The sequence below is a fragment of the Phaeobacter sp. JH204B genome (assembly GCF_048055755.1).
GTDB lineage: Bacteria > Pseudomonadota > Alphaproteobacteria > Rhodobacterales > Rhodobacteraceae > Phaeobacter > Phaeobacter bryozoorum.
In genome coordinates, this window is record NZ_JAYMXF010000008.1 from 72,077 (window position 1) to 88,072 (window position 15,996).

Sequence of the window (15,996 nt, forward strand, 5' to 3'; positions counted from 1 at the left end):
GTGCCGCTGTCCAGCCGCGTGACGGGACGTCACAGATGGATAGGCATCGCAGGACAGAAAAACGGGCCCCGAAGGGCCCGTTTCGCAAGTGGTTACTCTGCCGCCTCGGCGTAGTCTTCCATCGGTGGGCAGGTGCAGACCAGATGGCGGTCACCGTAAGCATTGTCGACGCGGTTGACCGGCGGCCAGTATTTGTCGACCCGGAACGCGCCCGGAGGGAAGCAGCCCTGTTCGCGGGAATAGGGGCGATCCCAGTCCTTAACGAGATCTTCCATCGTGTGAGGCGCGTTTTTCAATGCGTTATTCTCCGCATCCATTTCGCCTGCCTCAACTGCGCGGATTTCCTCGCGGATCGACAGCATGGCCTCGCAGAAACGGTCCAGCTCGGCCTTGGTCTCGGACTCGGTGGGTTCCACCATCAGGGTGCCCGCGACGGGCCAGGACATTGTTGGTGCGTGGAAACCGCTGTCGATCAGGCGCTTGGCCACATCGTCAACAGTGACATTGGCGCTGGCCTCAAACGGGCGGGTGTCCAGAATACACTCATGCGCAACGCGGCCTGTCGGCCCCTTGTAGAGTACGTCATAGGCGCCTTCGAGACGCTTGGCGATGTAGTTGGCGTTGAGGATCGCCACCTTTGTCGCCTGCGTCAGGCCCGCACCACCCATCATCAGGCAATAGGCCCAGCTGATGGTCAGGATAGAGGCCGACCCGAAAGGCGCAGCCGAGACCGGCCCTTCCTGACCACCGGTTTCCGGGTGGCCGGGCAGATGCGGTTGCAGATGCGCCTTCACGCCAATCGGTCCCATGCCGGGGCCACCACCACCGTGGGGAATGGCAAAGGTCTTGTGCAGGTTCAGGTGGCTCACATCGCCGCCCAGATCGCCGGGACGGGACAGGCCCACCATGGCGTTCATATTGGCACCGTCGATATAAACCTGACCGCCGTGATCATGGGTAATTTTGCAGACCTCATGCACGGTTTCCTCGAACACGCCGTGGGTCGAGGGATAGGTGATCATGCAGCCTGCGAGGTTTTCGGCGTGTTTCTCCGCCTTTTCGCGGAAATCCTCGAGGTCGATATCGCCGTTTTCTGCGGATTTCACCACGACAACCTTCCACCCCACCATCTGGGCGGAGGCCGGGTTGGTGCCATGGGCCGACATCGGGATCAGACAGATGTTGCGGTGGCCCTGACCGTTGGCACGGTGATAGGCCGCAATGGACAGAAGGCCCGCGTATTCCCCCTGCGCGCCAGAGTTGGGCTGCATGGAGATCGCATCATAGCCGGTGATCTGGCACAGTTTCTCGGACAGATCGCTGACCATCTCTGCATAGCCCTGCATCTGATCGGCAGGGGCAAAGGGGTGGATATTGGCGAACTCCGGCCAGCTGAGCGGCATCATCTCGGCGGCGGCATTGAGCTTCATCGTGCAGGAGCCAAGCGGGATCATCGCCCGGTCCAGCGCCAGATCACGATCCGCGAGGCGGCGCATGTAGCGCATCATCTCGGTTTCGGCCCGGTTCATGTGGAAGATCGGATGCGTCAGATAGTCAGACGTGCGGTGCATGTTTTCCGGCACGCGGTATTCATGGGTGAAGTCTTCGTCCTTGCGTCGGATGCCAAAGGCGCGCCAGACCGCTTCGATGGTCTCAGAACGGGTGACCTCATCCAATGTGATACCAACGCGGGTTTCGCCAACGCGGCGCAGGTTCAGCCCCTCGTCCACCGCCGATTTCAGCACCGCCGATTGCAGCGGCCCCACATCAACGGTGATCGTGTCGAAGAAGGATCGGGGATCAACGCTGAACCCTGCCCCTTCCAGTCCACGGGCCAGACGCACGGTCTTGCGATGGATGCGCTGCGCGATGGCTTTCAGCCCCTTGGGGCCGTGGAAGACCGCGTACATCGACGCCATCACCGCCAGCAGAGCCTGTGCAGTACAGACGTTGGAGGTCGCCTTTTCGCGGCGGATGTGCTGTTCACGGGTCTGTAGCGACAGGCGATAGGCGCGGTTGCCATGAGCATCAACCGAGACACCGACAATCCGGCCGGGGATCGAGCGTTTGTAAGCATCCTTGGTCGCCATATAGGCCGCATGTGGACCGCCTGCACCCACCGGCACGCCAAAGCGCTGGGTCGAGCCGACAGCGATATCGGCACCCATGGCGCCCGGCTCTTTCAGCAGCGTCAGGGACAGCGGGTCGGCTGCAACGATGCCGATGGCCTTATGCGCGTGCAGCTGCGCGATGTGGTCGGTGAAATCGCGCACATGACCGTAGGTGCCGGGGTATTGGAACAGCGCGCCAAAGACCTTATCCGCCTCCAGCTTGTCGGGGTTGCCGACGATGACCTCGATCCCCAGCGGCTCGGCGCGGGTCTGGATCACGGCAATGTTCTGCGGGTGACAATCGCGGTCGACAAAAAACGCCTTGGCCTTCGATTTGGCGACCCGCTGCGCGACGGTCATTGCCTCAGCGCAGGCTGTGGCCTCGTCCAGAAGCGAGGCATTGGCGATTTCCAGACCGGTCAGATCCGAGATCATGGTCTGGAAGTTCAACAGCGCCTCAAGACGGCCCTGCGAGATTTCGGGCTGATAGGGCGTGTAGGCGGTGTACCAGGCCGGGTTTTCCAGAATATTGCGCTGAATGGCGGGTGGGGTCACGGTGCCGTGGTAGCCCTGCCCGATCAGCGAGGTTTTCAGAACGTTCTTGCCTGCGACCTCACGCATGTGATGCTGCAGCTCGCGTTCCGACAGAGGACGGCCAAACTCCAGCGCGGCGGCCTGACGGATGGTGGCAGGCACCGTTTCGTCAATCAGCGCATCCAGGCTCTCGGCGCCAACCACGGCAAGCATGTCGTCCATCTCTTCGGGAGACGGGCCGATATGGCGGCGGTTGGCAAAGTCATACGGCAGATAGTCCGTGGGTTCAAAAGACATGTGTCGCCCTCTTCAGCAACAGGAGGTTAAGGCAGCGGAATGCTGCGGGCTGGCCCGGTGGTGCGGATTGGCACCGCGATAGGTGCGGGAACAGCGATCAAAAAACCCCGCCGCGCGGAAGGGCGCAGGCGGGGTGAAAGGATCAGCCGATGAAGTCCTTGTAGCCGGCTTCATCCATGTAATCGTCCATCGGGGACAGATCGGACGGCTTGATCTTGAAGAACCAGGCGTCGCCCTGAGGGTCTTCGTTGATCTTGCCGGGGTTGTCGATCAGAGCGTCGTTCACCTCGACGATCTCGCCGTCCAGCGGCGCCAGGATATCGGAGGCTGCCTTTACGGATTCGATGACCACGATTTCATCATCCTTGGAGACTTCGGTGCCGACCTCGGGCAGTTCCACAAAGACCACATCGCCCAGCTGCTCTGCCGCGTGGGTTGTGATGCCCACCGTGATCAGATCATCGCTCTCGGCCAGCAGCCATTCGTGTTCTTCGGTGTATTTCATCAGTCTCTTCCTTTGGAGATCGCGCCGATCTCAGCGCTTATGGCAGCGCGCCCTGGTGGACGGCTGCGGTTTGGGTGTCAAAATCTGCGGCATCACGGGCATGGCACGAGCCGCCGAAGCCAAGCACCGCCCGCAGGGAACTGCCCCGGCCAGCCCGACTGGCGCCGGTATCGTTCCTATTTGCCTGGTCTCAGCAGTCATGCCGATCCATCCCATGAGTTCAGGGCCGGTCCGATCAGGAATGATGGCATGGTCCCGGCATCCAATCGTCACGCAGGCAGAACCTGCGCAATGTGATGCCCCCTCTGTCCCTTTGCCTGAGATCGTTATCCCTTCGGCGCCCTGGTGTGATCAGGGTCTCTCCAGAGTACGTCACGTTTACGGTCCCTTTGGCCTGAGAGTTTCCGGGGCGGTTGCTCCTTCGGCACCAGTGTCGGCAGGCAATTCCTGCTGCAATGGTTCTCCCGCATACGCCTGTATACGGTACCAATAACGGATGTCTCGTTCAAGCTGCAATCGCGGTCTCGAACGCATTTGAACCGCCGCAATCAGGCACCGCCGGCCGACCGCGCAACGGCCCTGCCGGAACCGGTCAAACATCAGTAAAGGTTAAAGTATTCAGCCTGCTCCCATTCGCTGACGGTATCGAGGTAGCGGGACCATTCGACCTCTTTCAGATGGGCGAGATAGTCGACCACATCGCCCCCCAGAGCGATGCGAAACAGGTCGGATCCGCTGAAGGCCTGCAACGCCTGTCCAAGCGAGCGCGGCAGCTTTTGCGCGTCGTCGGAATAGGGCGATGCCGTGGGCGGCGGCGCGCGTCGCCCGGAGGCCAGCCCCTCGCTGCCCGCGATGATCTGCGCGGCCAGCGCGAAATAAGGATTGGCACTGCTGTCGGGCGCGCGATTCTCGATCCGGCTGGAGAGGTCGCCGGGGCGCATCAGGCCGCGCAGCATGGCGCCGCGATTGTCCTCTCCCCATTGTATCCGGTTGGGCGCCAGCTGGTATGGCAGATACCTCTTGTAGCTATTGACCGTAGGGGCAACCAGCAGCGAGGCCGCCTCGGCATGGGCGAGCAGCCCGGCGATCCAGCCACTGGCCTCTTCCGTCAGCTCGCCCTCAACCTCGGGCATGAACAGATTGCGCCCGGTGCTGGGATCTATCAGCGACTGATGGATGTGCCAGCCATTGGCCATCGCGTGATCCTGCCGCGGCTTGGCCATGAAACTGGCGTGTAACCCCTGAGCGGCACAGACTTCCTTGACCATGGTGCGGAACATCACCATCGCGTCCGCCTGCGTCATCGGATCGGCCGGATCGAAGGTGAACTCGAACTGGCTCGGACCCATCTCGATCTCGACAGTGCGCACCGGCAGGCCAAGCGCCTGCGCATTGCGTCGTAACCTGTCCAGAATCGCCTCGGCCTCGCCGTAGCGGGTTTCGGTGAGATACTGGTAGCCCTGAATGAGGTTCCGGGTCTCGATCGGAGCCCCGGGCATCCCCTGCTGCGCATGGCCCAGCGCCGGGTCCACACGTTCGAAGATCTGGAATTCGACCTCCAGCCCGACCACGGTCTTCAGCCCCTGTTCTGCCAATGTCTCCACCGCCCGTTCCAGCACATAGGCCGATCCGAAGGGGACGACGTCGCCATCGTGGAACGCGACATGACAGAAGATCCAGGCCGAATGTGGGGACCATGGCAGCACGCGAAAGGTCTCCGGGCGCGGCACCAGCAGCACATCGCTGGCGCCCTGCATCGGCGTCACAACCTCCTCGGGGTTTTCGCTCCACACCGGGAAGGCGGTGCGATGGGCGGTATCCTTCAGCAACAGTGTCGACGGCACCGCGATTCCCTGCTCAAACAGCGACCTCAGGCCGGCGGCGACCAGCGTCTTACCCCGCAGAATGCCGTGTTGATCGGCAAAGAGGACGCGCACGGTTTCCACGCGCGCGGCTTCGCATTGCGCCAGCACCGCCTCGCCCGCGTGACAGGCCTGCTCTGTCAGCAACCCCTTGCGCGCAAGCGCCCCCTTGATGAGTGACGTCGTCATCTTGTGATCTGACCTTCTTCTGTCCACGCCTTCGATATGTGCCCCGCCGCTCATGACGTTGCGTCGGTCTTCCCCATATCACACCCTTTGCAATGTTTTTGTTATGCAATTGGATAATTTAAGCTTGAACTAAAAAACTAGTTCAGGTCCAGTCTCTTATCAGAGGCGAGGCACATAAAGCTGCGAATTGAACGCAGGGCACAGCGCAGGGCCGAAGACTGAAACTGACAGACAACCCAGGGTGACGGAGGCAGGGGCACCGACAGAACACCGATGATGTCTCAGACCGATGCGGACACGGGCCGTACCTTGTTCGATCTGCGGTCGGTGCTACCGGGATACGATCCATTTGATCCCCTCCCCCGGTGCAAGCAGGCGCGCTGACAAGTATTTTTTGGATGAGAAGATGAGTGAACAAGACCGTAATATTTCCTCAAGCTTTGCCAAGGGGCTGGCTGTTCTGGCGGCGTTTGACGCGGCTACTCCGACGCTGACGCTGGCAGATATCGCACGGCGCACCGGTCAGGATCGTGCCACGGCGCGGCGCGGGGCGCTGACGCTTGTACAGGCCGGGTATCTGCGCCAGCAGGGCCGGGTCCTGTCGCTGACGCCGCAGGTGCTGGCGCTGTCCGGCGGGTTTCTTCAGGCCAATCAGTTTGGCCGCAAGGTGCAGCCGGTGCTGAACCGTCATGCCCGCAGCCTTGGCGCTGAGATTACACTTGCGACGTTGGATCAGGGGCGGGTGTTGCTGCTGGCGCAATCCACGGTCGAACATGCACCGGTCACCTATGGGTTTACCGCCGGCGCTCATATCCCGCTGGTCCATACCAGCCTGGGGCGGATGCTGATGGGCTGCCTGTCGGACGACGCGGCTGCCGAAACGTTGGCGACGGCGGATATCCCCCGCCACACCGAGCAATCCCTGATCGAGGTGGATCAAATCCTCGACCGGGTGCGCACCGCGCGGCAGCGGGGCTATGCGGTGACCGACAGTGAGTTCGAAACCGGGATCATCGGTTACGCCGTGCCGGTCTCGCGCCCCGATCAACGGCCTATCGTGGTTGGCAGTTCGTCCCCGCGGGGGATGAACCCGGCACAGGACACCGAAATCTCGCTGCGCGCGTTGCAGCTCTGCGCGGCGGAGCTGCGCCAGAGCCAGGCGCTGGCAGATCTGTAACGCTGCCCGCATCCGATATTCAAAATTTCGCGAAGGATGTTATCCGCAGCGCCCCTCTTGGACCCCCATCGGCAAGCCCGCATAAATACGGCACCCATCACGAAAGGATCGCCGATGACCGCGCCGCGTTATTTCACCCCCAAGGGAGGCCACCCCGGTCAGGAGCAGCTGCTGACCGACCGCGCCATGTTCACCGATGCCTATGCCGTCATCCCCAAAGGCACAATGCGCGATATCACCACCTCATATCTGCCGGGTTGGCAGGGGATGCGGATGTGGGTCATCGCCCGCCCCCTGAGTGGCTTTGCCGAGACGTTCTCGCAATATATCGTTGAGCTGCAACCGGATGGCGGCTCCGACAGTCCCGAACATGACAGCGCCGCGCAATCCGTGCTGTTCGTGACGGAGGGCAAGCTGGATCTGACCGTCGATGGCGTCGCGCATCACCTGGAACCGGGCGGCTATGCCTATATCCCGGCCGGGGCGGCCTGGACCCTGCACAACAGCAGCGACAGCACAGCAGGGTTTCACTGGATCCGCAAACGCTGGGAACCGGCGCCCGGCGTCGAGAAACCCGCAGTTCTGGTCACCAACGAGCGCGACATTGCCCCCAGCGTCATGCCCGACACCGAGGGTCGCTGGGCCACCACCCGTTTTGTCGATCCGGCAGATCTGTCGCATGACATGCATGTCACTATCGTGACCTTTGAACCGGGCGGCGTCATCCCTTTCCCCGAGACCCATGTGATGGAACACGGGCTCTATGTTCTGGAGGGCAAGGCCGTCTACCGCCTTAACCAGGATTGGGTCGAAGTTGAGGCCGGTGATTTCATGTGGCTGCGCGCCTTCTGCCCGCAGGCCTGCTATGCCGGGGGACCGGGACGCTTCCGTTACCTGCTATACAAGGACGTCAACCGGCACATGCCGCTAAGCCCGCCGCGCTAACCAAGGCGGCGCATCGCCATTGCCAGAACGCACAGCTGCGCTAAGGTAGGTGACATGTTGCAAGACAGTCTCGCGGGTCGATCTCGCCCCGCGAGGTCAGCCATGGAGCCTGCGCCAATGTCGATCATTTCTATCGTGTTCACAGGTCTTGCGCTGGGGCTGATAAGCCTGCTGGCGGTGCTGAGCACCCGTGCGGGTCGCCCGGCAACCATCGCCGCCGCTGCCGCCGCCCCGCGCAGGGCCGCTGGCCGCAAGATGGCTGGCGTCGCCTTTGCCGTGGTGACGGGACCGTTGCTGCTCACCCTGCCGGGTCCGGCTGATGCTGGCACCGAATCGGAGGCACAGGTGACCGTGGTCAATGTGCTGGGGCGCAGCTGGCATGTGGCCCCGGAGGTGACAGACACAGGTCGCAACACTGGCAGCGCGACGGGACGCTACATGGCGCAGCGCCAGAACGCGGAGCTACAGCCGTTTCGCCCGCCTGCGGTACTGACAGCGCGGCAGGCCGTGCGCGCCTTTCACGCTGCAACCGGGTGCCGGGCCCGGGTCGAGACGATGGTGCGCTCCATCAATGGGACGTATTTCGCACGGTTGGCCTGCCCCTAGGCGCACTCCGCCGTGGTTCGCGTGGCCCCGCCCAGCGGCACAGGCGTCGATTTGAAACACCGCGCGGGAAATTGTGACCGAAACCGGAGCAGGATTGCCGCTCTAGCGGATTGAGCCGCGCGCCGCGCCCTGTCATAGCTTGGCCATGAAACTTGCAATCAACGGATTCGGCCGCATCGGCCGCGCTATTCTGCGCCAGATCCTGACGACGCCGCGCGGTGCCGGGATTGAGCTGGTCTGCATCAACGATATCGCACCCTTGGACATGTGCGCCTATCTGTTTCAATACGATAGCACCTTTGGCCCCTATCCCGATGCGGTTGCGATCGAGGGCAACAACCTGCGGATTGCCGACCGGGTGATCCGGTTCCACCAGACAGCCGACCTCAGCACGCTGGATCTGACAGGCGTCGATGTGGTGCTGGAATGCACCGGCATCGCGCGAACATCGGATGTGGCGGGACGGGGGCTGACGGCCGGGGCGCGCAAGGTGCTGATCTCCGGCCCCTCGCCCGCCGCCGAACGCACGATTGTGCTGGGCGCAAACGAGGCCGATCTGGGCGATGGCGCGATCATCTCCAATGCCTCCTGCACCACCAACGGGCTGGCCCCGCTGGTCAAGCTGCTGGACATGCTGCTGGGCATCGACAGCGCCCATATGACCACGATCCACTGCTACACCAATTCGCAGCCGATGGTGGACGCACCGCGCGGCGATTTTGCCCGCTCCCGTGCCGGGGCGCTGTCGATGGTGCCAACCACGACTTCTGCCACCCATCTGATCGACGAGGTACTGCCGCATCTGGCTGGTCGCATCAGTGGTGCTGCGGTGCGAGTGCCAACCGCCAGCGTGTCTGCGGTGGATCTGGTGGTCAGGACCAGCCACCCGATGGCGGCAGACTTCGCCGATACCACCCTGCGCACTGCGATCGAGGCTTCGCAGGTTCTGGGATGGACCGAGCAGCCGCTGGTCTCATCCGATCTGCGTGCCCGAGCTGAATCGCTGGTCCTTGCCGGACCGGAAACCCGTCGGATCGGCAATCACCAGCTGCGGGTGTTTGGCTGGTATGACAATGAATGGGGATTTTCCGCGCGAATGCTGGATATGGCCGCGCTGATGGCAGGGCAGAGCTGAAAAGAGGCGACTGTCTGCGACCATGAACAAAGGGGCCGCGCATATCTGCTGCGGCCCCTGTTCGTTGCACACTCAAGAGCTGCGGTTACTCGCCCGGCAGGCTACCGCGCCCCTGTCCTGACAGGCCGCCAGAGACCTCTTCCGTGGCCTCGCTGGCAAGCTCCTGCGGCAGCACCAGATTGAGCACAACCGCAATGAGCGCCGCCGGCAGCAAGCCCGAGGTCATCAGGACCCGCAGCGTATCCGGCAGGTGCTGCACCGCACCCGGTTCCAGCTGCAGCCCCAATCCGATGGAGAGGGAAATGGCAAAGATCACCATATTGCGGCGGTTCCAGTCGACATCCGACAGCATCGAAATACCAGCAGCCACCACCATGCCGAACATGACGATGACACCGCCTCCCAGCACCTCAATCGGAATGGTGCGGATGATCGCGCCAACCTTCGGGACCAGCCCGCAGAGGATCAGGAACAGCGCGCCGATGGTGACCACATGACGGCTCATGACGCCGGTCATGGCGATCAGGCCCACGTTCTGGCTGAAGGAGGTATTGGGCAACCCGCCAAACACGCCCGCCAGCGCCGAGCCGAAACCGTCCGCATAGGTGGCACCGGAAATCTCCTTGTCGGTGGCTTCCCGGCCTGCACCGCCACGGGCGATACCGCTGACATCGCCCACGGTTTCAACCGCCGATACCAGCCCCATCAGGCAAAAGCCGACAATCGCGGCAAAGGAAAACTCGATCCCGTATTTGAACGGCATCGGCAGCGCAAAGGCGCTGGCGCGCGACCAGCTGGTGCCAATGGCCTCGACCGTGACCATGCCCATCATCATCGCATAGAGATAGCCGACAATCAGCCCGAGCAGCACCGCCGAGATCGACAGCATCCCGCGGGCAAAGAACTTCAGACCCAGGGTGACGATGATCACCACCAGCGCTGCCGACCAGTTCAGCAGCGAGCCATATTCCGGTGTCCCGATCGCTGGCACGCCTCCGGCGGCATATTGAATGCCGACCTTGACCAGCGCCAGACCGATCATGGTGACCACCAGCCCGGTGACCAGCGGCGGCAGGGCAAAGCGGATACGCCCGATCACCAGCCCCAATGCGGCATGAAACAGCCCGCCGATCAGCACCCCGCCGAACAGCGCCGCCAGCGCATCAACCCCCTTGCCCGCGACCAGCGGGATCATGATCGGCAAGAAGGCAAAACTGGTGCCCTGCACAATCGGCAGCGCCGCACCAATCGGCCCGATGGTCAATGTTTGCAGCAGCGTCGCCGCCCCGGCAAACAGCATCGACATTTGGATCAGATAGAGCAGTTCGGGAAAATCGGGGGAATTAGAGCCAAAGCCAAATCCCGCCGCCCCGGCCACGATGATCGCCGGGGTGACATTTGAGACAAACATGGCCAGCACATGCTGGATGCCCAGTGGCACAGCCTTTGCCAGCGGTGGAGTGTAATTGGGATCGCGCAGCTGCGCCGGCGTTCCGATTGAGCCATCGGCCATGGATCTGGTCCTCTCTGTTGTTGCTTATTCTGTTGATCTTGGTCGGTGTTGTGATGACACTCTCATTTGGCGGAGTGCCTGTTGCGAAAGAAAAAGGCGCAAGACCCGCTGGGTCGCTGCGCCTTTGATTGTCAGATCAGGGTCGGATCACCTGATAGGGGCTTTCAAACCAGTGTTCTTCCAGATTGGCGCCCTCTCCGATCCGATCCACCACGGCAAACAGGCCCGGCGCCGTCAGTGGCGTCAGCACCCCGTGCCAAGTGCCCCGGTGGAAGTTGATCGCCTGTCCGGGTTGCGTTTCAAAGGCAAGCGGCAGTCCCGGCACACCACCGCGATCCGGGGCGACGATCACCAGAAATCCGGTTTCACTCATCGGGATGAAGGCCTGACTGCCGTCCGGGTGGCGCTCGACCATCCGCAGTGGCATCGGCAGTTCACGCGGCTCGGCGTTGAACAGGCTGAGACCCGCACGACCGGCGCTGAACTCCATGGTGGCCCGATCGTGATACCGTCCGCAGAGCCCCTGGTTGATGATCTTGTCCGGCGCTCCGGTGCAGTCGATCAGATCGCCAAAGGGGGCAAAGCCCTCGGCTGTGATCGGCTGGATCTCAAGCATCTTCATCGCGGTCTCCGGCATAGCTGGCAGTCCCTCACGGCAGCACATCCCGCAGGCGGAACTCGGCGATACGTTCGACCTGCCGACAGGCTTCGGCAAATTCGCTGTCGCGATCATTGGCGATACGCCGTTCAAATGCTGCAAGAATCGACGTCTTATCGTGGTCGCGCACCGCAATGATGAAGGGAAAGCCGTGTTTTTCCACATAGGCGCTGTTCAATTGCGTAAACCGTGTGCGTTCCGCATCAGTCAGCGCATCCAGCCCGGCGGAGGCCTGCTCGCTGGTGCTCTCCGCCGTGAGACGTTTGGCGGCGGCCAGCTTGCCTGCGAGATCCGGGTGCGCTGTCAGCACGCCCAACCGCTCCGCCTCGCTGGCAGAGCGGAACATCCGGCACAGCGCATTATGCAGCCCTGCCGCGCGGTCATGGGCTGGTCCCAGTTCCAGACCATGCGCCCGTTCGGCAATCCAGGGGGAGTGTTCAAAGATCCCGCCATAGGCCTCGACAAATCGCGCGCGGCTCATCTGGCTGGGGAGTTCACGGCGCTGATGTGGATGGGTTTTCGCCCAATGATCCGCGATATCAATGCGGCGCGGACACCAGACCCCGTCGACCCCCCGGATATAGTCGATAAACCGTTTCAGCCCCGCTGCCTTGCCGGGGCGGCCGATCAGGCGGCAATGCAGCCCGATCGACATCATTTTCGGCGCACCTTCTTCACCCTCGGCATAGAGCAGGTCAAAGGCGTCCTTGAGATACTGATAAAACTGTTCGCCAGTGATGTAGCCAGGTGCGGTGGCAAAGCGCATGTCGTTGGCTTCCAGCGTATAGGGGATGATCAGCTGATCGCGTTCGCCGACCTCCAGCCAATAGGGCAGATCATCGTCGTAGGTGTCCGAGATATAGTCAAAACCGCCCTCCTCCGCCACCAGACGCACGGTGTTCTCACTGCACCGGCCAGTGTACCAGCCACGCGGACGCTCTCCGACCACCTCGGTATGCAGGCGGATCGCCTCGGCAATGGCGGCGCGTTCGTCGGCCTCTGCCATATCCTTGTGTTCGACCCATTTCAGCCCGTGTGACGCGATCTCCCACTGCGCAGCCTTCATCGCCGCGACCTGTTCGGGAGAGCGCGCCAATGCGCTGGCGACACCATAGATGGTGACCGGGATATCCGCAGCGGTGAACATGCGATGCAGACGCCAGAACCCGGCGCGGGCGCCGTAGTCGTAGATCGATTCCATGTTCCAGTGCCGCTGTCCTGGCCAGGGCGCCGCCCCGGCGATGTCAGACAGAAACGCCTCCGACCCCGCATCGCCATGCAGGATATTGTTCTCCCCGCCCTCTTCATAGTTCAACACGAACTGCACCGCGACCTTGGCATTGCCGGGCCAGGCTGCATCGGGCGGCGTCGCGCCATATCCGATCATGTTGCGGGGGTATCTGTTCATTGCCGGGGGCCTCTTTTCAAACAACTCCAGGTCATTACTATGGCAGAAGATCACGGCTATCTTTCAAATTTTCCCGAATACACTATCAGATTGCACAGGTTTGCAGGCCCCGCCGCCATCAGGCAGAGGTAGCCCTATAGCAGGAGGACTTAAGAATGAGCACAAGGACAGAGCCCGGGTATCTCACCACACATGTGCTGGACACCGCGCGCGGCTGCCCCGCCGCCGGACTGCCGATCCGGCTGTACCGGCTGGATGCAGGCGGGCGCACCGAGATCGCGCAGATGCTGACAAATGCCGATGGGCGGACCGACAGTCCGATCCTGCCGAAGAAGGATTTTGTGACCGGTCTCTACGAGCTGGTGTTCGAGGCCGGGGAATACCTGCGCACCAATGGCCAGGCCTCCGGCGAGATGCTGTTTCTGGACGAAATTCCGATCCGCTTTGGCATCACCGATGAGAGCGCGCATTACCACGTGCCCCTGCTGCTGTCGCCTTTCGGCTATTCCACCTATCGCGGCAGCTGAGCGCCGCCGCGCCCTGGCGCGGCCATGCCCAACGGACACGGCGCTCCGACAGGAGCGCCGGGGCGGGCGGGAGCTGCTGCGGGTCGCTCAGGTCTCGGGCGTTCCTGCCTGCGCGGGGTCGGCAGCACGCCCCGGTTGCGCGCCATCGACACGCTGCCCATCAACACGCAGCACTGAGGCCAGCCGCGCGGTCATATATTCCATGAACAATCTGGTCTTCGGATCCTGATGGCGGCGATGGGTATAAAGACAGGCCAGCTGGACGGGCACCGGTGGCGTGGCCTCGGCGACCGGCACCAGACGTCCTGCCGCCAGATGCTCGGCAACCTCGAAGAGGGGTTTCAGGATCACGCCCTCCCCTGCCAGCGCCCAATCGGTCAGCACATCGCCATCATCGCATTCGTAGCGCCCGCTCACCGCAAAACGGCGCGGGCCATCGCCGGTCTGCAACAGCCACTGAAACTCGCTGGCGCCGGGGTAGCGCAGGTTCAGACAATTATGCCCATCCCGCAGCAGCGCGTCACCATCTGCGGGCAACCCGCGCCGCGCGACATAGGCGGGCGCGGCGCAGAGCACCCGCTGGCAATCCGCAATCTTGCGAATGCGTAGGTTGCTGTCCTCTGGCTGGCCCAGGAAGAATGCCAGATCCAGCCCCTCGCTGGTGAGATCCACCGCACGGTCCGACAGCCGCAGACGCAGGTTGATCTCCGGGTAGGCGGCCAGGAATTCCGGCGTCTGCGGCGCCAGCAGCCGCCGCCCCAGCCCCAGAGGTGCCGCCACAAACAGGGTGCCGCGCGGGGTATCGGTCAGATGCATCACCCTGGCCTCCGCCAGATCCACCGCATCCAATACCGCAACCGCCCCGTCATAGAAGGCACGCCCCTGCTCGGTTGCGGTGAGATTGCGGGTGGTGCGCTGGAACAGCCGCACGCCGAGGTATTCCTCCAGCTGCGAGATCCGCGCCGAGGTGACTGCAGGCGACACCCTGAGGTCGCGCCCTGCGGCCGACATCGAGCCCAGTTCATAGACCCGAACGAAGGTGCGGATATTGTCGAGGTAAGACATGACAGAGGCCTGCGATTGTTCCAGATTTTTTGATACAGTTTGGCAGTATATGGGAATACCGAAGAAACCCCGCTTTGCCTAGTGTGGCAGGGCTGCGCTAGGCCAGATTGCGCCCCGCCCGGCCCGAACCACCGGGCGGCATCGGCGCCCGCAGGACGCGCAGCGACTGACTGTTAACCCAGCCCCGGCCGCAGCAATGCGCATTGGGCGACAAAGGACCGGATCTGAATGTTTGAGCTGTTGATGATGTGGGATTGGCTGGGCTTTGCCATCCGCTGGCTGCATGTGATCACCGCCATCGCCTGGATCGGCTCCTCCTTCTATTTCATCGCGCTGGATCTGGGGCTGCGCAAGGCACCGGATCTGCCGGTGGGCGCCCATGGCGAGGAATGGCAGGTCCATGGTGGCGGTTTTTATCACATCCGCAAATATCTGGTCGCCCCCGCCGAGATGCCTGACCATCTGACCTGGTTCAAATGGGAAAGCTATATGACATGGCTTTCGGGTTTTGCGCTGTTGATGGTGGTCTATTGGGTCGGTGGCGAGCTGTATCTCATCGACCAGTCGAAGGCGGATCTGGCGCTGTGGCAGGGGATCCTGATTTCAGCCGCGACGCTCTCGGTGGGCTGGCTGGTCTATGACCGTCTGTGCAAATCCGGTCTGGCTGAGCGCCCGACCCTGCTGATGGTGCTGTTGTTCGTGATGCTCGTGGCCATGGGCTGGGGTCTCAATCAGGTGTTCACCGGTCGCGCCATGATGCTGCATCTCGGTGCCTTTACCGCCACCATCATGACGGCGAATGTGTTTTTCATCATCATGCCCAACCAGCGCATCGTGGTGAAGGATCTGCAGGAAGGCCGCGCGCCGGACGCCAAATATGGCAAGATCGCCAAGCTGCGCTCGACCCATAACAACTATCTGACGCTGCCGGTGGTGTTTCTGATGCTGTCGAACCACTACCCGCTGGCTTTTGCCAGCGAATACAACTGGCTGATCGCGGCGCTGGTGTTCCTGATGGGGGTGACCATCCGGCATTATTTCAACACACGCCACGCCCGTGCCGGTGATCCGACCTGGACCTGGCTGGCGACGGCGCTGTTGTTCCTGGGCGTGATCATCCTGTCATCGCTGGGGCTTGAGCATGAGGGCGACGATGCCCCGGAGGAGGCGGCGCTGAGCGGCACCGCGCTGACCATGGCCCAGACCGAAGGCTTTGCCGAGGTGCATGAAATCGTTCTGGGCCGATGCAGCATGTGCCATGCCCGCGAACCCTTCTGGGACGGGATCCGCACCGCCCCCAAGGGTGTCTTGCTGGAGACTGAAGCGGATGTGGCCCGCCGCGCCGGTGAGATTTACCTGCAGGCGGGTGTGACCCATGCGATGCCACCTGCCAATATCACCTATATGGCGCCCGAGGATCGCGCTGCGATCCGGGCCTGGTTCCGCGCCGCGCAGATGTAGCCG

General features: G+C 62.5%; 13 protein-coding genes and 1 riboswitch. Of the genes, 6 read left to right on the plus strand and 7 right to left on the minus strand.

Translation table 11 applies throughout. The annotated features are described in order from the left end of the window. Positions 1 to 92: 92 nt before the first annotated feature. The 3 genes from gcvP to VXL81_RS03870 all read right to left on the minus strand — a co-directional run bounded on the left by gcvP (position 93) and on the right by VXL81_RS03870 (position 5,498). Positions 93 to 2,942, minus strand: coding sequence for an aminomethyl-transferring glycine dehydrogenase (gene gcvP / locus VXL81_RS03860; protein WP_416552991.1), 2,850 nt, complete (start codon positions 2,940 to 2,942; stop codon positions 93 to 95). Between the two features lie 142 nt (positions 2,943 to 3,084). Beyond that, positions 3,085 to 3,447, minus strand: coding sequence for a glycine cleavage system protein GcvH (gene gcvH, locus VXL81_RS03865; RefSeq protein WP_340544561.1), 363 nt, complete (start codon positions 3,445 to 3,447; stop codon positions 3,085 to 3,087). Between the two features lie 295 nt (positions 3,448 to 3,742). Next, positions 3,743 to 3,823, minus strand: a riboswitch (glycine riboswitch). Positions 3,824 to 4,046: 223 nt separating this feature from the next. Further along, a complete protein-coding gene (locus tag VXL81_RS03870) occupies positions 4,047 to 5,498 on the minus strand; it encodes a glutamine synthetase family protein (protein WP_416536329.1) in 1,452 nt (483 codons plus the stop codon). Between the two features lie 406 nt (positions 5,499 to 5,904). Here VXL81_RS03870 and VXL81_RS03875 point away from each other — a divergent pair, with 406 nt between their 5' ends. From VXL81_RS03875 to VXL81_RS03890, 4 genes are all read left to right on the plus strand, one after another. Further along, positions 5,905 to 6,675 (plus strand): IclR family transcriptional regulator, encoded by a 771-nt coding sequence (locus VXL81_RS03875; protein ID WP_416552993.1) that lies wholly within the window; start codon positions 5,905 to 5,907, stop codon positions 6,673 to 6,675. Positions 6,676 to 6,789: 114 nt separating this feature from the next. Then, a complete protein-coding gene (locus VXL81_RS03880; protein WP_416542525.1) occupies positions 6,790 to 7,620 on the plus strand; it encodes a bifunctional allantoicase/(S)-ureidoglycine aminohydrolase in 831 nt (276 codons plus the stop codon). Positions 7,621 to 7,737: 117 nt separating this feature from the next. After that, positions 7,738 to 8,226, plus strand: coding sequence for a hypothetical protein (locus tag VXL81_RS03885; protein ID WP_416552995.1), 489 nt, complete (start codon positions 7,738 to 7,740; stop codon positions 8,224 to 8,226). A 145-nt stretch (positions 8,227 to 8,371) separates the two neighbouring features. Continuing rightward, entirely contained in the window at positions 8,372 to 9,361 is a 990-nt protein-coding gene (locus VXL81_RS03890; protein ID WP_416536326.1) for a type I glyceraldehyde-3-phosphate dehydrogenase, read from the plus strand. An 85-nt stretch (positions 9,362 to 9,446) separates the two neighbouring features. Here the strand turns inward: VXL81_RS03890 and VXL81_RS03895 are convergent, their stop codons facing one another. The 3 genes from VXL81_RS03895 to puuE form a co-directional block, all read right to left on the minus strand. Continuing rightward, the gene (locus VXL81_RS03895; RefSeq protein ID WP_340544553.1) at positions 9,447 to 10,874 is read right to left on the minus strand and encodes a uracil-xanthine permease family protein; all 1,428 of its coding nucleotides are present in this window, start codon (positions 10,872 to 10,874) and stop codon (positions 9,447 to 9,449) included. Positions 10,875 to 11,010: 136 nt separating this feature from the next. After that, entirely contained in the window at positions 11,011 to 11,496 is a 486-nt protein-coding gene (locus VXL81_RS03900; protein WP_340546280.1) for an ureidoglycolate lyase, read from the minus strand. Between the two features lie 28 nt (positions 11,497 to 11,524). Next, entirely contained in the window at positions 11,525 to 12,940 is a 1,416-nt protein-coding gene (gene puuE, locus VXL81_RS03905) for an allantoinase PuuE (RefSeq protein WP_416552996.1), read from the minus strand. A gap of 155 nt (positions 12,941 to 13,095) precedes the next feature. On the opposite strand from puuE, the gene uraH reads away from it, so the two are divergent. Next, entirely contained in the window at positions 13,096 to 13,467 is a 372-nt protein-coding gene (gene uraH, locus VXL81_RS03910; RefSeq protein ID WP_340544551.1) for a hydroxyisourate hydrolase, read from the plus strand. An 87-nt stretch (positions 13,468 to 13,554) separates the two neighbouring features. On the opposite strand, the gene VXL81_RS03915 is transcribed toward uraH, so the two are convergent. Continuing rightward, positions 13,555 to 14,532: a LysR family transcriptional regulator gene (locus tag VXL81_RS03915; RefSeq protein ID WP_416552998.1), complete on the minus strand. Its 978-nt coding sequence runs from the start codon at positions 14,530 to 14,532 to the stop codon at positions 13,555 to 13,557. Positions 14,533 to 14,760: 228 nt separating this feature from the next. Between VXL81_RS03915 and VXL81_RS03920 the strand changes: the two genes are divergently transcribed. Then, entirely contained in the window at positions 14,761 to 15,993 is a 1,233-nt protein-coding gene (locus VXL81_RS03920; RefSeq protein WP_340544549.1) for a urate hydroxylase PuuD, read from the plus strand. The last annotated feature ends 3 nt before the right edge of the window (positions 15,994 to 15,996 follow it).